Source organism: Chryseobacterium sp. 2987, from assembly GCF_031456375.1.
GTDB classification, from domain to species: Bacteria; Bacteroidota; Bacteroidia; order Flavobacteriales; family Weeksellaceae; genus Chryseobacterium; species Chryseobacterium vaccae.
Genome location: NZ_JAVDUN010000002.1, coordinates 952,868 through 970,789, shown reverse-complemented (window position 1 = coordinate 970,789; position 17,922 = coordinate 952,868). Strand labels below are relative to the sequence as shown.

Here is a 17,922-nt window from a genome sequence, read left to right as displayed (position 1 = left end):
TATGAACAAGAGATACAGCTTACACCACATTCATTCGGCGGATGAATTCACTTTTTCGCCCGCAGAATACAGCTATTTCAAATATGGCGATAAGTCGTATGCTGAAAAGTTTGCTAAAGAATTATTCGATGGCTTTATTGCCGGCTATGAGTACCTTTTAGATACCGATAAAGAGATCGTTGTGCTTCCCAGCCCGTATATGGCGATTCCTACGGCATCTAATTTTTTATGCTTTTATTTTAAAAAGTATCTGGATTATTTTCTTTTTCAGAAAGGGAAGAGATCTAGCATCCTGTCTAAAATCAACAGAAACCATACCTATATCACAGATTATGGGAATCTGAACTTTGAAGACCGTAAAAATCTGATCGCAAACGATACTTATTACATTGATAAAGATTTTTTAAGAGGAAAACTTTGTATTTTTATAGACGATATAAAAATTACGGGAAGCCACGAATATACGGTACACAAAATTCTGAACGAATACAAGGTAGAAGCAGATTTTATGTTTCTGTATTATGCAGAACTGATGAACTTTGATATTGATCCGAAAATTGAAAACTTCTTCAATTATTATGCAGTAAAAAATGTAAAACATATTGCAGAAGTAATGCTGAAACCGGGTTTTCAATTCAATACCAGAATTGTAAAATATATTTTAGGCCTGGATTCAAGTAATTTTGACTATCTTACGTCTAAAGTAAAGAAGGAGCAGATGGATCTTCTTCTGGAGCTGGCAATCAGCAATAATTATCATTTAATAAAAGAATACGAAAATAACATCAATTTTTTAACACAAACGGAATTACACTATGGCTATTAACTTACAAAAAGGACAAAGAGAAAACATTAACGCACCTAAATTCACTGTAGGTTTAGGATGGGATATCAATAATACTTCTACAGGAACTGCATTTGACCTGGATGCTTCTTTATTCCTGTTGGGTGAAGACAGAAAGCTGGTTTCAGACAACCACTTTATTTTCTATAACAACCTTGAATCTCCGGATAAAGCGGTGATCCACACTGGAGATAACCTTACAGGAGAAGGAACGGGAGATGATGAGCAAATCAAAATAGATCTTACAAAAATAGATTCTGCGATCAAGGAAATCACTGTTGTAGTAACGATCCATGAAGCAGAATCCAGAAAACAGAACTTTGGACAGGTAAGAAATTCTTTCATCAGAATTTTCAATACAGATACGAATGAAGAGATCCTAAAATATGAATTAGATGAAGATTTCTCAATCGAAACGGCTGTAGAATTCGGAAGAATCTACAATAAAAACGGAGAATGGAAATTTGAGGCGGTAGGCGCAGGACAGCGTGACGGCCTTGACAAGTTTGTATCAATTTATCAGAATTAATTATGGACAATCAGGGAAATCAGCCAACAGATCCATATGGGTCTATTGAGCCTCTTAAAACATTTGAACCGGCTCCAATGACGCCGCCGGTTGAGCCTGCCCAAAATGCAGCACCGCCGGTTCTTGTGGACAGGGAAGGAAATGTAAATCTGACGCAGATGCAGTCAGATGACCGTCAGAAATATGAAGTTTTGGCTAATTCAATTGATGAAGCCAATCCTGGATCTATCGTAAATTATGGAGCCGAACTTCAGAAAACACTTTCCAATCAGAGTGACAGCTTTCTAGGAAATGTAAGAAGATCCAATTCAGGAGAAGTTGGTGTATTGATCAACGACCTTTTGGTAGAACTTAATTATGTAGACGTAGATGAGCTGAACAGCAATAAAGTAAAAAGTTTCCTAAGCAAACTGCCGTTCATGAAAAAAGTCATAACGCAGGTAGAAAATCTGTTTACGAAATACGATAAAATCATCAATAATATCGAGCAGATCTCTTACAAGGTAAACGCAGGAATCATTACTTCTACAAAAGATAACGCTGTTCTTCAGACGATCTTTGAAAGTAACGTGAACTCTATCAAGCAAATTGAAGACCTTGTGATTGCAGGAAGCCTGAGAATGGAAAGAGCTGCCGCAGAATTGGCTCAGATGGAAACTGCTCCGCAGAACTATCAGGATTACCAGATTGCAGATAAAAGAGATTTCATTGCAAGACTGGACCGCAGAATGGCGGATCTTAAAGTGGTGCGTGTGATCATGATGCAGTCACTTCCGCAGATCAGACTGGTACAGAACAACAACGTTTCTATTGCAGAAAAAGCACAGACGATCCTTACGACAACGCTTCCGGTATGGAAAAACCAGCTGTCATTGGCTGTAGCGATGTACAGACAGCAGCAGAATATTGAAATTCAGCAGAAAGTATCTTCCACAACAGAAGAGATCTTAAGAAAGAATGCAGAACGTCTTGGCCAGAATTCAGTGAATGTTGCCAGAGCAAACGAACAAACCATTGTATCTGTAGAAACATTGAAAGAAACAACTTCAATGCTTATCAATACGCTGAATGAAGTAAAACAGATTCAGAAACAAGGTGCAGAAAGCAGAAGAAAACTGGATCAGGATCTTCAGACATTAGAACACGAATTAAAAGCAAACGTAAGAGGTTAAATAACAGGATACCAAGGTGGGGGATGATGCAGCAACCATAATGTCTCAGAGCAGAAGAAGATTAACAAAGCTTAAACTTCTTGCTAATTTTTTTGAACATATTGACATTATATCGATTTACATTAAAACCGATATTATCCATAATCTGTTTCAGGAAAATAAGACATTGGACTTTAACAAGCTGGAACTTTTCCACCTTCAGTATACCGACAGCCTGATTGAACTTCTCACGAAGATCAAAAGGCAGAAGGAAAACGAAATGCTGGCTGTCATTAACGAAATTGGTGTCAACAGCAAATATATTGCAGGTTTTGAGGAAAAAAAAGCAGACAGTTTTGAGACCGACAGGAAAATGTACAGCGGTATATTTTCCCAGCATCTGAAAACACTGTATAAAGATCTAACAGAAGACACTTTTACGGTAAATTGGGATAATGTGATGTATTTTCATAAAAAATATGCACAGGAATTTTACCGGAATCAGGCAGACGAAACACTGCTGAAGCCGGGCACATTTCCAGCTTATCAATACCGGGATTTTGCCATCGAAAGAAAGCTTTTGGGAAGATTGAATATACAGGGATTTAAAGTCCGGTTTGTCTGCGGTTATCTTATCGGGATTCATGAGTATGAACTTTTTAAAATCTTTCAGTCTGATGATTATTTCATTTTCAGCATAGACGATAAAAAGCTCTATCTTTTTGAACATGAACTGGATAAACTGGATATCTCTGAAAATGAATCCAACCAGAGTTCCATTATTAATCAGTTGAAAAATAAAAATGAACAGCTGGAAGGTTCTATGAACGAAAGAAAACGCACCCTCACCCCGGAAGTGGAAAACGTATTGAAAGACTACCTCCGAAACCTGGAAAATATAGACATTATGAGCAAAATATTCGATTTTGATGAAGAAACGAATATCCTGCGCGCAATGCTTAATTTGAATTTGAATAATAATTAAACGAAATTTGAGAAGCAGATACAGCATTTGCTTTTCGTGAAACAACAACAATTACAAACATAAAAACATGGCTATTAACTTACAAAAAGGTCAGAGAATCAACCTTAAAAAGGAGGACGGCGCAACGCTTAACCAGGCGTGTGTAGGGATCAACTGGGGGGCGATTGAAAAAAAAGGATTATTCGGAACTAAAAAAGAAGCAGTAGACTTAGACGGAAGCTGCATTTTATATGACTCAAGCAAAAACGTTACAGAAGTAATTTACTTCGGAAACCTGAAATCCAGAAATGGTTCTGTAAGACACAGCGGAGACGATCTTACAGGGGACGTAAACGGTGATGACGGACTGGATAATGAAGTAATCACAGTAGATTTCAGCCAGCTGGAACCTAATGTAGAGCATGTTGCATTGGTACTGAACAGTTACCAGGGGCAGGACTTCGGAACCATTCCTTTTGCCTCCATCCGTATTTATGAGGGAACACCTACCAATGTGAAAGAAGTTTTTGCTAAATATGACGTTGCTAATGATGCTTCTTTCAGCGGTCACGTTGCCATGGTAATGGGAGTATTCTATAAGAGAAACGGAGAGTGGAAGTTCAATGCTATCGGAGACCCTACTTCTGACAGAAAACTGGAACAGACTATTCAGACCGTACAAATGAACTATTTGTAATAGACTATCAATCAAAAAAATAAATAAAACAGCAATACTTGTACCCCGTACAGCTATTGCTTTTGTCATATAATAACACATAACTGAAGTGGAACATCAAAGTATTTTAGATCTGCACCCTGGCCTGGTGTGGGGATTCGCGATAACAGTCGTTATCATGCTGCTCCTGGACTTAGGGGTATTTAATAAAAAAAGTCATGAAGTATCATCCAAAGAAGCTACGATTTGGTCTATCGTATGGATCTCGCTGTCCATGGTATTCTCAGGAGTTGTTTATTGGGTTTTCAATACAGACGGAACTCCTCAAAGTCATGCGCTGGCGATAGAGAAATTTACACAGTATCAGGCGGCCTATTGGATTGAGAAAGCCCTCTCCGTGGATAACTTATTCGTCTTTATTCTTGTTTTCGGATTCTTTAAAGTTCCGAAATACCTTCATCACAAAGTTCTCTTCTGGGGAATCATCGGTGCATTGGTATTCAGGGCTATATTTATCTTTGCAGGAGTAGGACTGATTAATCTGACCTATCTTCCTGAAATGAATGTTTTCGGAGAAGCCGTAAAAATCAACATAGTAATGACCCTGTTCGGATTATTCCTTGTATATGCAGGGATCAAATCATGGGGTGACGGTGGTGACGATGATGATGAAGATTACAGCAATACAGCCGGAGCCAGACTAATCAAAAGTTTCTGGAAAGTTTCCGATAATTACGATGGAGATAAATTCTTCACGATTCAGAACGGAATCAAAATGGCAACACCGCTTTTAGTAGTGGTAGGAGTAATTGAATTTACAGACGTTCTTTTCGCAGTAGATTCAATCCCGGCGATCTTTGCGATCTCTAATGACCCGTTTATCCTGTATACATCGAATATTTTTGCCATCTTAGGACTTAGATCACTCTATTTCCTGTTGGCGAACTTCATCCACATGTTCAGCAAACTTCCGTACGGACTGGCGATTATCCTGTCTTTTATCGGGGTGAAAATGCTGATCGCACCATGGATCCATATTCCGTCCCCAATTTCCCTGGGAATTGTAGGAGGAGTATTGGTCATCTCAGTTCTCTTATCCATTATTTTCCCTGAAAAGGAAGACGACGAGAAAGAGAAACTTGACGAGAAAGAAAAACAGATAAAATAATACAAACAACCCCTGGGATTTTTATTCCAGGGGATTTTTTTTGATGTGAATAGAGTAGAAGCACTGTTTTGCATAGGAAAAATCAATTTTGAATCAATAATATCCCACGAAGGAAAAAGATATGGATGTGATCAATTTCCAGCCTCCAGCTTCCTTTCTTCTATTTAACAATAAAAAGACAGACTGGTTTGTCTATTTTCTCTTTTTATTGTATATTTGCAGAACACAAAAACAAAATATTATGATATCTCCAAGAGAAAGAATTGTAGAAGCAACATTTGAACTGTTTGCTAAGCAGGGGTATAACTCTACAGGAATCAACCAGATCATTTCCGATGCAGGAGTGGCAAAAGCCAGCTTTTATCAATACTTCAAGTCCAAAGAAGACCTGTGTGTAGAATTTCTTAAAGTAAGACATGCTTACTGGTTTGATGAGCTCGAACATTTTTCCGAGAAAAGCCAGGATCTTAAGTCCAGAATACTCATAGCCTTTGATTTTCTCATTCATATGAATGAAAAAGAAAACTTCAGAGGATGCAGTTTCCTGAATATTCTCTCGGAAATCCCTACAGATAACGTAAAAATAATGAGGGAGATCATGGAACATAAGGCAGCACTCAGAATGTATTTTCTTGAATTACTGAAAGATGAGACCCTTTCAGATCATGTCTATATGCTTTTTGAGAGCAGTATTATTGAAAGTCAGGTCTTCAGATCCAATGAATTAATAGAACGTTCAAAAAAAATAATCATTAATCTAATCCCTTAAATATGGAACAGAAACATCCCCTTCCACCTTTCACCCTTGAAACGGCGATACAAAAAATCCAGATGGCAGAAGATGCATGGAACAGTCAGGATCCTGAAAAAGTTTCTAAAGCCTACACACTCGATAGTGAATGGAGAAACCGGGATACTTTTATCAACGGAAGAGAAGAGATTGTAAAGTTTCTTCAAAGCAAATGGGAAAAAGAACTGGACTATAAGCTTAAAAAAGAATACTGGGCCCATACAGACAACCGTATTGCAGTACGTTTTGAATATGAATATCGTACAAAAGACGGAAACTGGTTCAGAGCTTATGGAAACGAAAACTGGGAATTTGATGAAAACGGTTTGATGAAGAAAAGATTTGCAAGCATCAACGATCTGTCCATTAAAGAAGAAGACCGGAAATTTAAATAAACCCAAAGGGCTGTTATCATGACAGTCTTTTTTGTTCCAATGAATTACCTAAAGAAATCATAGATTTCTAAAGACTCATGTGTACTTTTTATGCATAAAGCTTTAAACTTATTTCTACTTAAGTGTAAAGCCTTTTATGCCTATGGTGGTTAAAAAAATTCCTTGCCACAGATGTACGAATTTTTTTAATCTCTTGCAGATTTTTTCTTTTGCGGTAAGTGGAAATTATTTCCCATGCAGAAGCTTATTGATTTTTCTTCTCGTTTGTATGGAAACCTTATAAGCTTCGTCTCTCAGTTTCTGGATCTTTCCCACTGGCTGAAAAGCGGCAATACTTTCAAACGGATTAAAAGATAGCAGTTCATTGGTACAGTCCCTCGGGTCAAGCAGGGAATCTTTCATTATTACCACCTCACCAATTTTAATAAAAGGAGAATTTTTCCATTCTGTATTCAGCTTATTGACTGGTTGGTCTTTGAGGTCATAGCAAAACTGGATGAAAACATCGGCTGCAAAATCATGATCCTTCAAATAGACTTTTACGGCTTCTTTTGTTTTTAATTTATTTCCAAAATGATGATCGGTAGACTTGGGAGTTAATTTTATTTTGATGATATGATCTCCAAGGCGGTAAGCGCCTACAGAATGATAATCAAAAGACAGGATAAAATCGTTTCTTTTGCGGAGCAGCTTCAGGATATTTCTGGCAAAAGATAAGGTGAATAACGATGGAACTATTTTAATGCTTTGAGCAAGGATAGAAAAAAAACTGCTCCATTTTTTCATATAAAACCTGTTCACAGCGGTAAACAGCTTCAAAAATGTCGAAACTGAATTAACAGGAAATAATGGAAAGTTTACCAATGGAAAATTCGCGATAAGTCCTCCGTTTTCATTCTTTATTTTTACTGCAAATCCATAAGCCGGAATATCTTTTTTGGAATTTTTAATTTTAAGCTGCGCATTGGAAAGCCGGATGATAAGGTCGAACCTGTCTTTGTCAAAAAAATAGCGAAGTTCTTCGGGAATATTTTCATCAATATAGAAAAAGCCTTCCGTGACTGCGTACGTTTTGGCATGAGCATTTCGGGTAGCGTAATTGACATCGCTGATGGAAGAGGACTGTTCAACGAAATCGGCAATACTTTTTTTGTTGATTTCCAAAAGTTTCTTTTCCTCTTCATTCAGTACGTCGAGTTTCTTATTATATTTTAGTGGATGTGGCATTTAGTTTTTAAATTCAATTATAACACCAAGTTTCTGATTCTGTGTTAACATAATATTAAAGTTGTTTGAATTTTGATTACAGAAACAAAAGAGAACGCAGCAGAACTGAAATATTTTCAACACCAAAAAAGACTTATCTTTGTAAAAAAATAGAGTATGGGAGTAGCAGACATGTTATTTAAACGTAAAAAAGAACAAGCAGAGAAAAATCTGAAAGACGGTCAGGAATATATGCTGGAATACGGTAAGAGAGAAAGTGTTGTACAGCTGCCAAGTGGTTTACAGTACGAAATCATCACTGAAGGCGACGGAGCAAAACCAGGACCTAAGTCTACCGTAAAATGCCACTATCACGGGACAACTATTTCCGGAAAAGTTTTCGACAGCTCTGTAAAAAGAGGTACTCCGGCATCTTTCCCTTTGAACAGAGTCATTGCAGGATGGACGGAAGCTCTTCAGCTGATGCCTGTAGGAAGCAAATGGAGACTGATTATTCCTCCGCATTTAGCCTATGGAGATCAGCAGATCAGCAAAGAGATCGGTCCGAACAGCACCCTTGTTTTTGAAGTGGAACTGCTGGATATTAAGTAATCAATGCTTAAAAATAAAAAAAAATTTACCTGAATTCAGGTAAATTTTTTTTATTTGCATTACTTAAACTGAACTAAATTTTAAGTTAAGTGATCAAATGGATAAAATTTTATCTTAAATTAGCTGTATCAGACGGTCCAAACCGCCTGATCTTATTTAAAATCTGACTGAATGAAAAAACTGTTTTACCTTGTGGCTGTTTCCCTGCTGATGGCTTCCTGTGTTTCTAAAAAAAATCAGGTCATCAGACAGAATATCCTTACCCTGAAGGACAGTTATTGCAAGGCACCCTTCAAATACAATTACAACAATAAAGTTCCTTCTTATAATTCAGATTCTATTCTGGCGGCCAACAAAGATCTGAAACAGACGTTTTCAGACCAGAGTATTCTTATTCTGAATGCACTGGATAACCTGGATGAAGTTCATCAGATCATGAACCTTAAAAAAGACTCTTCCCTGGCTTCCCAGGTTAAAGTATTACAGCTTAAAAGTAAAATCAACAGTAAAATTACCATTGCCCTCACAGAACTGGATGCTGTTGCAGCAGAATTTGACTGTGAAGGGGAGAGAGTTGCCCAGATCGGAAATTATGTGGATAACCTGAATGATTCAAGAAACAATAAAATGATCCTGTATTCCATTATTGCAGGAGCTGCAGCTTCCATTGCCGGAGGAATTGTAAAAGATGAAAGCTGGAGCAATGCTATAGATATCGGAGGAGGGGTTTTGGGAGCAGGCTTCGGTCTCGCTACCCTTAATCCTAAAGGAAAGAAAGTGGAATTTATTCATCAGAGAAATCTTTTGAGAGATATCTGGAGGGAAAAACTGGAGTCTCCGAATTTCCCGCCTTTTATATGGTACATGTATACAGAGAAAAAATTCTCAAACAGAGAAGCCCGTTCCATTATCGGAAATATGAAAGAACGCTGGCTGCACTACCAATTTGATGACAACAGACAAAATGCAGATCAGTCAGTGATATTCAGTGATGGAGGATACTACAGAGCGAATGATCTTCACAACCGGGCGGCTATGCTTAACCAGATGCAGTCGGCTACCAGAACCATTAATCAGAATATCAATTACCTACTTCTGGATTTGGATCGTTTAATCCTTTAAGAAAAATTTAATTGTAATAAAATTTGTTACATTTAAAAATTTGCTTATCTTTGCCATGTAATTACAATGAACAATACAAGATTTGCTACGGCAATACATATTATGACCTTACTGGCGAAAAATCCTCAGGAATGGCTTACGTCCGATTGGATCGCCGGAAGCATCAATGTGAATCCGGTGATTGTCCGAAAGGAAATCAGCGTGTTGAGAGAAGCGGGTCTTATTGCCAGCAGACAAGGAAAAGACGGCGGAAGCCACCTAGCGAGAAATGCTGAAGAAATCAGTATTTCTGAAATTTACAGAGCAGTGAAAAATACGGAAGTTTTAGGGAAGAGAAATCAGAATCCCAATCCGGCCTGCAGCGTAGGAAAGGAAATCAATGTACATCTGGATACCTTATTTGAAGAAACCGATAAGTTGGTTGTTGGATTTCTGGGGAACAAGTCATTGAAAGAGTTTTCCGAACAGTTTGAGTAAAATTTTTTACCCATAAATGTAACAAAATTTATTACAATTAATTTAAAATAAAACAATATGAAAAAAGTAGCCGTAATTGGAGCAACAGGATTTGTAGGAACACAGATCGTAAATGAATTAACAGGCAGAGGATATGCCGTGGAAGCTTTAGTAAGAGATGCATCGAAGGTAAAAACACAGGAAAATGTAACCGCAAAAAGTATTGATGTAAATAATGTGGATGAGCTGGCAGAAGCTTTAAAAGGAAATGACGCCGTAATCAGTGCTTTCAATGCAGGATGGGCTAACCCCAATCTTTATCAAGATTTTTTAAACGGATCTGAGAACATTGAAAAAGCAGTAGAAGAATCCGGAGTGAAAAGACTAATCGTAGTAGGAGGCGCAGGAAGCCTTTATACACCAGATAACATACAGATTGTAGACACGCCTGATTTTCCTGAAGCCTACAAGCCGGGAGCAACGGCTGCAAGAGATTATCTGAACAAAATCAAAGGAAACAATACCCTGGACTGGACTTTCTTCAGCCCGGCTATTGAAATGAATCAGGCTAATACAGGAGAAAGAACAGGAAAATACAGAACTTCTCTGGAAACTCCGGTTTTTGATGAAAACGGAAGAAGCCGCCTTTCCGTAGAAGATGTAGCAGTAGCCCTTGTGGATGAACTGGAACAAAATAACCACATCCGTGAACGTTTTACAGCTGCTTATTAATCCATCAAAAAATAACCAATGTTAAAAAAGAAATTATTACCTCTGATTGTTCTGCTGTTTGTCGTCAATATGCTGTCAGCCGGAAATTTGAAGATCAAAGTATACAATCCGGGATCAAAAGCGATCTTTTCTGTTACTTCCACAATTATCTACGGAGATAAGGATGCCGTACTTATTGATGCCCAGTTTCAGAAACAGTACGCCGAACAATTGGTGAAGGAAATAAAAGCTACAGGCAAAAATCTGAAAGCTGTTTTTATTTCCCACAGTGACCCCGATTTTTATTTCGGATTAGATGTGATCCGTAAAGCATTTCCCAATGCAAAAATCATTTCAACCGCCCAGACTGCTTATCTTATTTCAGCATCAAAAGATGATAAAATAGCAGTTTGGAAACTGCAGCTCAAAGAAGATGCACCATCAGAAATTATTGTTCCCGACGCAGTAACTGCAATTCCTGATCTTGAAGGAAATAAAATTGAAATCATCAACAAGCCTGAAGATCCGGCGCACAGCTTCCTTTGGATTCCATCTGTGAAAACCATAGCCGGAGGAATTTCAGTCTCCACAGGTTCACATCTTTGGATGGCAGATACCCAGGATATAAAGGCTGTTGATCAGTGGATTGCCCAGATTGATGCGATGAAAGCACTGAAACCGGAGCAGGTTGTCCCTTCACACTTTTCAGAGAATTCTTTATCACCCAAGTCTCTTGATTTCATAAAAAGTTATCTGGAGAATTACAAAAAAGCAGTAACTGAAAATAAAACAACAGATTCAATTGTGAATTTTATGGTCAGAAAGTATCCCGGGCTTCCCGGAAAAGAAGAGCTGGAAATGGGCGTAAAAGTTTTTCTTGGACAAATGAATTGGGATCTTAAATCTCCGTATCCTGCCATTGGGCACAAAGTGGAAGCTGATCTCGGAACATTCAGATTTATTCTTGACTTTAAAGACAATAAAGAGATGTCTTTTACAGGAGCAGGCGGAAAGGTAAAAGGAGCTACTGATACGGTACAATATACTGCAGTGGAAGTGGCTAAGAATGTTTTTATGGTCTATTGGCACGAGCCTAAACTGGGTTCCAATGTTACTCATATTCAGGATTACAATAAAAATATAGTATATACGAATATTGCAGATCCGGATGGTTCATTCAAACATCTGAAAGGAACACTCAAAATTGTAAAATAAATACGAACTGCTATCCATCAGGACGGCAGTTTTTTCTAACCTTATAGGTTTCCAAAACCTATAAGGCTTAATTAAATTATCACACAAACATCTTCCAATCTGCTAGAGATTTTTAGGTTCGCAGATGTATCAGATGAGGCAGATTTTAAGATTGAAAACATAAAATACAACCGAAAATCTTGTATTTCCTGGAGCCTTAAAAAGCATGTAGTCGTAAAAATCTTAGTGTCTTGGCATATCCCAACAAAAAAATCATCAAATAAAAAACGGCTGTCAGAAAGACAGCCGTTGGTTGTTATAAATTCATAAACAATTTCGGATTAACCGGAGTATTGTTCTTGTGTACTTCGTAATGAAGATGAGGTCCTGTAGAACGTCCTGAATTTCCGGATTTGGCAATAACCTGTCCTACTTTTACTTTATCGTTAACCTTTGAAACAAGCTGTGACAAATGCCCGTAAAGCGTAGCCAGCCCGTTACCGTGGGAAACAATCACGCAGTTTCCGTAACCTCCTTTCTGACCGGAGAAAATTACAGTTCCGGCTGCTGCAGCTCTTACATCTGAACCATAAGCAACAGCAATATCAAGCCCTTTATGGAACTGCATCTGGTCAGCCTCTGCGGGTGGGTTGTTTTTTTCCATTGAAGCTTTAGAATTGGTGTTTACAGCAACAGATTTTACTGAAGTAGCTGCTGGTGCAGGAGTCGGAGCGGCAGGGGCAACTTTTGGAGTAACCATTACCTTGATTTCCCTTTTGTTTCCATAGCTGTCTGTAACTTCTACGATTTTTTCAACCGGTACAGGTTTTACTTCAGGTTTTGGAGCAGCGGTTGCTGCAGGTTTAGACTCTGCTGAAACAGTAGATTTTACGGATGCAAATACGGTTTTGAAAGGAATCGGGTTTTTTCTTATGCCAAAATTAGATGAAATATAGCCGTCTGTAGGCATTCCCAGAGGAACCTGCATCAGTTTGTTCTGCAGATCCATTAAATACTGGCTGTATCGGTTGGATTGTTTGGCCAGATATACAGAATTTGAAATACTGTCTTTGCTCAGGGTCATCAGCTTTTCACTCGAAATGTCTTTAGATTTTAGGAATGAATTAAGCTGTGCCACAGTCTGATCTACTAAAGTAAGATCTGTTTTCATTTTTAAGTAATCTACACTGTCTTTTTCAGTGTTTATTTTTACAAGGTTGATCTCATAGGTCTTGTCATCTTTTTGAGAAAACAGCCTAGCAATAACAACGCCTTGTGCAAAAACTACTAGTAAAAGTACTCCAAGAAGAATGTTTACGTTCTTTTTGCTGCTTAGAAATTTCTTCATATTTCTTCTCTTAGTATATTATAAAACGGTTTTAAGCGTGCAAATTTAAGTAAAAACTAAGTTTTGCGGGTTATTCTTAAATAAAAATTATATTTTTCTGTATTTAACGTTTAATTAGGTATTTAATTGTGCAGATGTGTTAATTTTTTCAGAATATGGGTTTTATCATGCTCTCAAAAGCCTTGTTACATCTTGTTTTAATATATTTGCAGTTCACATTCCAATTATGGCTAAAAAGAAAATAATTTCAGAATCTTCGAATCCTAAAAAGAATAATAAGGAGATTTCTGTAGGGGTGGTAGGAAGTGGAAGTTTTGCCACTGCCATCGTGAAAATGCTTGTTGAAAACTGTAAAATAGTGCACTGGTGTGTAAGAAGTGAATTTGTGAAAGGAGCTATAGAGCTTCGTGGGCATAACCCTACCTATCTTACCGCTGCCCATTTTAATCTGAAAAGCTTAAAGCTGACAACGGATATCAATGAACTGGTTTCTGCCTGTGACGTGATCGTTCTGGCTACACCGTCTATTTACCTGTCTGATACATTGGACAAAATGAGCTGTGATTATTCAGATAAGATCTTTGTTTCAGCAATCAAAGGAATTATCCCTAAAGTAAATGATGTGGTAGCACACTACCTGCGTGATGAGTTTAAGATTGGTTTCAGAAACCAGGCGGTGATTGCAGGACCGTGCCACGCAGAGGAAGTGGCAATGGAGAGGCTTTCATACCTTACTATTGCGACTGTGGAAGATGAAACGGCTGAAAAGCTTGAAGAAGTTTTTAGCTCAGACTTTATCAAAGTACACACAAGTAAGGATATTCTTGGAAATGAGTACAGTGCGATCCTTAAAAATATTTTTGCTATTGGGGCTGGTATCGCAAGCGGATTGGGATATGGAGATAACTTTACTGCTGTTTTTGTATCTAATGCCATCCGTGAAATGGAAACCTTCCTGGAAGCCATCTATGAAGCACCAAGAGATGTGAATGAAAGTGCTTATCTGGGCGACCTTCTGGTAACGGCTTATTCACTTTTCTCAAGGAACCGTAACTTAGGTAATCTCATCGGAAAAGGGTACACTGTAAAATCTGCGATCCAGTCTATGAACATGGTCGCAGAAGGGTATTATGCTGCGGATTCTATTTATAAAACTGCAAAACAAAAAGGCCTTAAATTGCCGATTATTGATACAGTATATGCCATTCTTTACGAAGGTAAGAACGCCGAAAAGCAGTTCAGAAAGCTAACAGCAAAATTAAACTAGTAAAATTCCGGTTACAGCCTTACTATAATCATAAAAAAATAAGAAGCTCAGTCTTCACATAAAACCATAACAAGTATTCTGTTATGGTTTTATTTTGGCCTTCTTTTTCTTTCTTTTTTCAGAACACCCACACAAGGATAGTTTGTGATGCGAAATCTTGTTTTTTCATAGAAGAAAATTGTTTTATTTGATTTTTCAAAAGAATATAACCCAACGGGATTTATAAAATATGACTAATACGGAAATTGCTACATCGTATATGCCAGGAGATCAATCGGGTGATATTATATTACAAACTCCCATACATTGGATGGGGCAGCTTACAGCAGGAATCAAGATACAGAGTCATTGACTTGGCAGTTAATGATGGTTTACCTTTTATAAGTTCTTTAATCATCAATCAATACCTTTAATCAGGCTTTAGAAATCGGCATAATCAAAAAAATAAGGCCTTATTGTAAAGACCTTATTTTTATATATGTTTGACTTTTTATTGGCTCATTTTCGTGATTACCAGTACAAATGAAGATCTTGCATTAAGATTACTGTTGGTAAATCCGTTCCCGGTATCAAACTCGAACCTTTGTTTAAACGTTAAGGGAGCTGCTATCGTCAAAAAATAGGTTCCCTGGAAAAACGTAAAGGAGCTGGAGAGCTCACACATTTTGTTTTGCTCCGTGATGACAGCTGTACCGGCGGAGTTCGTCAGATAAGAACGTGTACAGGTAAAATTCTGAGACAGATATTGGGTATTGGCAGGTCCGCTGTTATTATTCGCATTGCTGGTATCTACAGAATATCGGATGATATAGGTTCCGGCTGGAATCGTAATGGATGAGGTATCGGAACCAAGAGAAGCTCCCGTAATCTTATTGGAAGCAACCGTAAATCCTGTAAGCGTATTATTGGTGCTGTTAGCCGGAATAAGAGTACCCGAACCTATTGTCAGAGACATGCTCTGAGGTTCTGCTCCCGCAAGAATAGCGCGCTGCCATTGATTTCTGATCCAGACATAGTACCCTTTGGGGTGAACAGATACCCCTCCCTTATTATAGATCATCAAACCGTCCGTAGGATTAGATACCGGACTGCTTGTGCTGTTCAGCGTGATGAGGTCATATTGTGGAAAAAGTACCCCTTTGTTGGTTGAATTAATATCCAGAACACTACCCGCTCCAGGAACATTTGTATTAATGCCAACCTGCGCTTTTGCTGTTATGCTGACAAAAAAAACAGCCATACAGATGATATAAATATGTTTTTTCATTTCTTTGATAGTTTATTGATTAAGTGCAGACCGCTGAATATCAACCTTTGTATTGGTGATAATGATCTCACCGTTGTTAGGAGTAGTACCCCCGGATCCCATTTGATAGGTCCCTCCCGCGTCATGCGCTATGGAAGGCATCAGATTAATAGGAGTGGTGGATGTTGTTACAAAAGAAAAACTCAGATTAAGTGTATGGGTTTTATTACTGGCAATAGACTGGGCATTGATGCTGATTGTTTTACCATATTGTGTATTGGTTGCAGGATCCCAAAGTCTTACAAGATACTGATGAAGATGTACAGGTGTATTTCCAATACCCGCAGAACTGCTTTCCAGGGTTGTTTTGATATTCAGACATACATTCACAAGATACCCGCTGTTTCCGGGAAGAGTAATGGCTCCGGTAGCAGTGCTGTATGAAGCCCCGATATCATTGGATACAACAGTCAGGGCAGCATCAGTAAAATCTTTATAAATACCGTTGTTAAGGCTGCCTAATATCGGGTAATCAGTATTTCTCTGAAGGATCATATAGCTTACCAGATTATAGGTGTCAGCAATCTGGCTCCAGCGGTTATTTTTCCATAAATATAATCCGGGACTGATAGAGTTTCCTTTATTGTAAACCAGAAGCCCTTCAGCAGGATTGTTTATCGGGGTTGTATTATTTAAAATATCCACAATGTCCACCCTTGGAAGCAGCACCCCTTTATTGGTAGATTCGGATACCTCCAGAACAGCAGAAGCATTCACACTCGTTTTCCCAATAGCAACTTGCGCATAAAATAGCTGAACTATTAATAAAAATAGCAGGATATAATTTCTTTTCATATTGTAAGTGTTTAAATTTTAGATATTTTGATGTAAGATCCGGTTGGAATTACATTAACAAGGTCATAGAACGTACTGTTCTGCATTCTCCCGAATCTCAGTCTCAACCCTCCAATGATATTGGCGTTCGCATTAGCCGGAACACTGTAATAATAGGACCAGGAAGCCAGATGATTGGTGCTGGTTTTAGAAACAATCGGAATTTCTTTTCTTGTATTAACTCCTGCGGTAAACGTATTGGTAGAATTATTATAAGTATCCCCATAAAAATCTATAAAATATCCCATCAGGTAATAGGAGCTTCCAGTTAAAGGAGCAGTTCCGCCCTGTCCGGAAGGGTTTTCCGGTGGGGAATTAAGATTCAGGTTCACTTCTACTAAATAATTTCCCTGGGGAAGAATCAAGGAGTAGCCTCCTGACAAGGTATTCTGTACTACCTTAAAACCATTGATGTTGGAAACCCCTGAAATAGAAGGGGGATTCACAAGAAGCAGTGTATTAACACCGGCAGCAGCATTATCCAGAGCAGATAAAGAACCTGTAAAATCCAGATAAGCTACCTTAGGAGTATCTTCAGCATCTATAGTACTCTGCCAGCGGCCTAAAGTGCTGTTGAAAATATGCAGCGCCTTATTATTACTGTTGGTTCCTCCATTAAAAGCAATAAGTCCGTTGGCTGGACCATTAACCGGTGTTGTTGTGCTGCTGAGGCTGGCAAGGTTAAGATTGGGAAGAAGAAGTCCTTTGTTTCCTCCCGATACCGTAACTGATGGAGCAGAAGTATAGCCACTTCCTCCGTTGTTGAGAGTGATCCCTGTTACAACACCATTTGAAATGACAGCTGTGGCGCGAGCTTTATTTCCGCCGTTTACAATCGTTCCGCCTCCGTAGAAACTAACCGTTGGTGCAGAAATATAGCCGCTTCCTCCGTTTGTTACGGTAATACCGGTAACAGCACCGCCTGAAACAGTTGCCGTTGCGATTGCTGGTATTCCGTTGAAATTTTCAATGTGCAGAATGGCACTGGGGTCCGGTGTGGACGTGTTGATTCCTACATTTCCGCTTTGGGCTAATGCCGCTGCTGCGAAAAATGTACTTACGAAATTAATAATTTTCATCTGTACTATGTTTAATAAGAAATATTTTTAATTGAATTGTGTCTTAATGTGTGTTTATTTTAATGCAAATTACATAAAATAAATTATATATTAATGAATTTTTCGCATTTTAAAATGTTAAACATTGTGTTTTATTCAATAAAAAGTGATAATTTTAATTTTATATTTAATATTTTTCACAAAATATTGATAAATTGTTATAACGTAAATGTTTACTGTTGAAAGATTTTTTATGATAAACTTAAAATAACTTAAGTTTTTATAACTTTT

The 17,922-nt window shown here is 38.1% G+C and carries 20 protein-coding genes; 15 read left to right on the top strand and 5 right to left on the bottom strand.

The window, feature by feature from the left end; translation table 11 throughout:
* The first annotated feature begins 1 nt into the window (after position 1).
* The 8 genes from J2Y40_RS09465 to J2Y40_RS09430 all read left to right on the top strand — a co-directional run bounded on the left by J2Y40_RS09465 (position 2) and on the right by J2Y40_RS09430 (position 6,517).
* The gene (locus tag J2Y40_RS09465) at positions 2 to 826 is read left to right on the top strand and encodes a phosphoribosyltransferase family protein (protein WP_153398247.1); all 825 of its coding nucleotides are present in this window, start codon (positions 2 to 4) and stop codon (positions 824 to 826) included.
* Complete coding sequence (locus J2Y40_RS09460) at positions 816 to 1,373, top strand: TerD family protein (RefSeq protein WP_153398249.1); 558 nt, start codon at positions 816 to 818, stop codon at positions 1,371 to 1,373. The genes J2Y40_RS09465 and J2Y40_RS09460 overlap by 11 nt, the downstream gene beginning before the upstream one ends.
* A gap of 2 nt (positions 1,374 to 1,375) precedes the next feature.
* The gene (locus J2Y40_RS09455) at positions 1,376 to 2,545 is read left to right on the top strand and encodes a toxic anion resistance protein (protein WP_185152011.1); all 1,170 of its coding nucleotides are present in this window, start codon (positions 1,376 to 1,378) and stop codon (positions 2,543 to 2,545) included.
* 40 nt (positions 2,546 to 2,585) lie between these two features.
* Positions 2,586 to 3,509, top strand: a complete 924-nt coding sequence (locus J2Y40_RS09450; protein WP_309998564.1) for a hypothetical protein — start codon at positions 2,586 to 2,588, stop codon at positions 3,507 to 3,509.
* Positions 3,510 to 3,576: 67 nt separating this feature from the next.
* Positions 3,577 to 4,185, top strand: a complete 609-nt coding sequence (locus J2Y40_RS09445; protein ID WP_309998562.1) for a TerD family protein — start codon at positions 3,577 to 3,579, stop codon at positions 4,183 to 4,185.
* Between the two features lie 88 nt (positions 4,186 to 4,273).
* Positions 4,274 to 5,332, top strand: coding sequence for a TerC/Alx family metal homeostasis membrane protein (locus J2Y40_RS09440; RefSeq protein ID WP_153398255.1), 1,059 nt, complete (start codon positions 4,274 to 4,276; stop codon positions 5,330 to 5,332).
* Between the two features lie 241 nt (positions 5,333 to 5,573).
* Positions 5,574 to 6,101: a TetR/AcrR family transcriptional regulator gene (locus J2Y40_RS09435; protein ID WP_153398258.1), complete on the top strand. Its 528-nt coding sequence runs from the start codon at positions 5,574 to 5,576 to the stop codon at positions 6,099 to 6,101.
* 2 nt (positions 6,102 to 6,103) lie between these two features.
* Positions 6,104 to 6,517, top strand: a complete 414-nt coding sequence (locus J2Y40_RS09430) for a nuclear transport factor 2 family protein (RefSeq protein WP_153398260.1) — start codon at positions 6,104 to 6,106, stop codon at positions 6,515 to 6,517.
* 225 nt (positions 6,518 to 6,742) lie between these two features.
* On the opposite strand, the gene J2Y40_RS09425 is transcribed toward J2Y40_RS09430, so the two are convergent.
* Positions 6,743 to 7,744, bottom strand: coding sequence for a catalase (locus J2Y40_RS09425; RefSeq protein WP_153398262.1), 1,002 nt, complete (start codon positions 7,742 to 7,744; stop codon positions 6,743 to 6,745).
* A gap of 156 nt (positions 7,745 to 7,900) precedes the next feature.
* On the opposite strand from J2Y40_RS09425, the gene J2Y40_RS09420 reads away from it, so the two are divergent.
* From J2Y40_RS09420 to J2Y40_RS09400, 5 genes are all read left to right on the top strand, one after another.
* Positions 7,901 to 8,335, top strand: a complete 435-nt coding sequence (locus tag J2Y40_RS09420; RefSeq protein WP_153398264.1) for an FKBP-type peptidyl-prolyl cis-trans isomerase — start codon at positions 7,901 to 7,903, stop codon at positions 8,333 to 8,335.
* A gap of 171 nt (positions 8,336 to 8,506) precedes the next feature.
* Positions 8,507 to 9,457, top strand: coding sequence for a hypothetical protein (locus J2Y40_RS09415; RefSeq protein WP_153398266.1), 951 nt, complete (start codon positions 8,507 to 8,509; stop codon positions 9,455 to 9,457).
* Positions 9,458 to 9,523: 66 nt separating this feature from the next.
* Complete coding sequence (locus tag J2Y40_RS09410; RefSeq protein WP_153398268.1) at positions 9,524 to 9,934, top strand: Rrf2 family transcriptional regulator; 411 nt, start codon at positions 9,524 to 9,526, stop codon at positions 9,932 to 9,934.
* A gap of 57 nt (positions 9,935 to 9,991) precedes the next feature.
* Positions 9,992 to 10,645 carry an NAD(P)-dependent oxidoreductase gene (locus J2Y40_RS09405; protein WP_153398270.1) on the top strand — a complete coding sequence of 218 codons (654 nt, stop codon included), beginning with the start codon at positions 9,992 to 9,994 and terminating at the stop codon, positions 10,643 to 10,645.
* 18 nt (positions 10,646 to 10,663) lie between these two features.
* Positions 10,664 to 11,839, top strand: a complete 1,176-nt coding sequence (locus J2Y40_RS09400) for an MBL fold metallo-hydrolase (RefSeq protein WP_309998557.1) — start codon at positions 10,664 to 10,666, stop codon at positions 11,837 to 11,839.
* A 295-nt stretch (positions 11,840 to 12,134) separates the two neighbouring features.
* Here J2Y40_RS09400 and J2Y40_RS09395 read toward each other — a convergent pair whose 3' ends face one another.
* Entirely contained in the window at positions 12,135 to 13,166 is a 1,032-nt protein-coding gene (locus J2Y40_RS09395) for a M23 family metallopeptidase (protein ID WP_309998555.1), read from the bottom strand.
* Between the two features lie 226 nt (positions 13,167 to 13,392).
* Between J2Y40_RS09395 and J2Y40_RS09390 the strand changes: the two genes are divergently transcribed.
* Entirely contained in the window at positions 13,393 to 14,433 is a 1,041-nt protein-coding gene (locus tag J2Y40_RS09390; protein ID WP_153398276.1) for an NAD(P)H-dependent glycerol-3-phosphate dehydrogenase, read from the top strand.
* Positions 14,434 to 14,662: 229 nt separating this feature from the next.
* On the top strand, positions 14,663 to 14,785 hold the full coding sequence (locus tag J2Y40_RS09385) for a hypothetical protein (RefSeq protein WP_309998553.1): 123 nt from the start codon (positions 14,663 to 14,665) through the stop codon (positions 14,783 to 14,785).
* 138 nt (positions 14,786 to 14,923) lie between these two features.
* Here the strand turns inward: J2Y40_RS09385 and J2Y40_RS09380 are convergent, their stop codons facing one another.
* From J2Y40_RS09380 to J2Y40_RS09370, 3 genes are read right to left on the bottom strand one after another with little or no spacing between them, the layout of a single operon-like run.
* Positions 14,924 to 15,700 carry a hypothetical protein gene (locus tag J2Y40_RS09380; protein WP_153398278.1) on the bottom strand — a complete coding sequence of 259 codons (777 nt, stop codon included), beginning with the start codon at positions 15,698 to 15,700 and terminating at the stop codon, positions 14,924 to 14,926.
* Between the two features lie 12 nt (positions 15,701 to 15,712).
* Entirely contained in the window at positions 15,713 to 16,534 is an 822-nt protein-coding gene (locus J2Y40_RS09375; RefSeq protein WP_309998550.1) for a hypothetical protein, read from the bottom strand.
* 11 nt (positions 16,535 to 16,545) lie between these two features.
* On the bottom strand, positions 16,546 to 17,652 hold the full coding sequence (locus tag J2Y40_RS09370) for a hypothetical protein (RefSeq protein ID WP_309998548.1): 1,107 nt from the start codon (positions 17,650 to 17,652) through the stop codon (positions 16,546 to 16,548).
* Positions 17,653 to 17,922 lie beyond the last annotated feature (270 nt).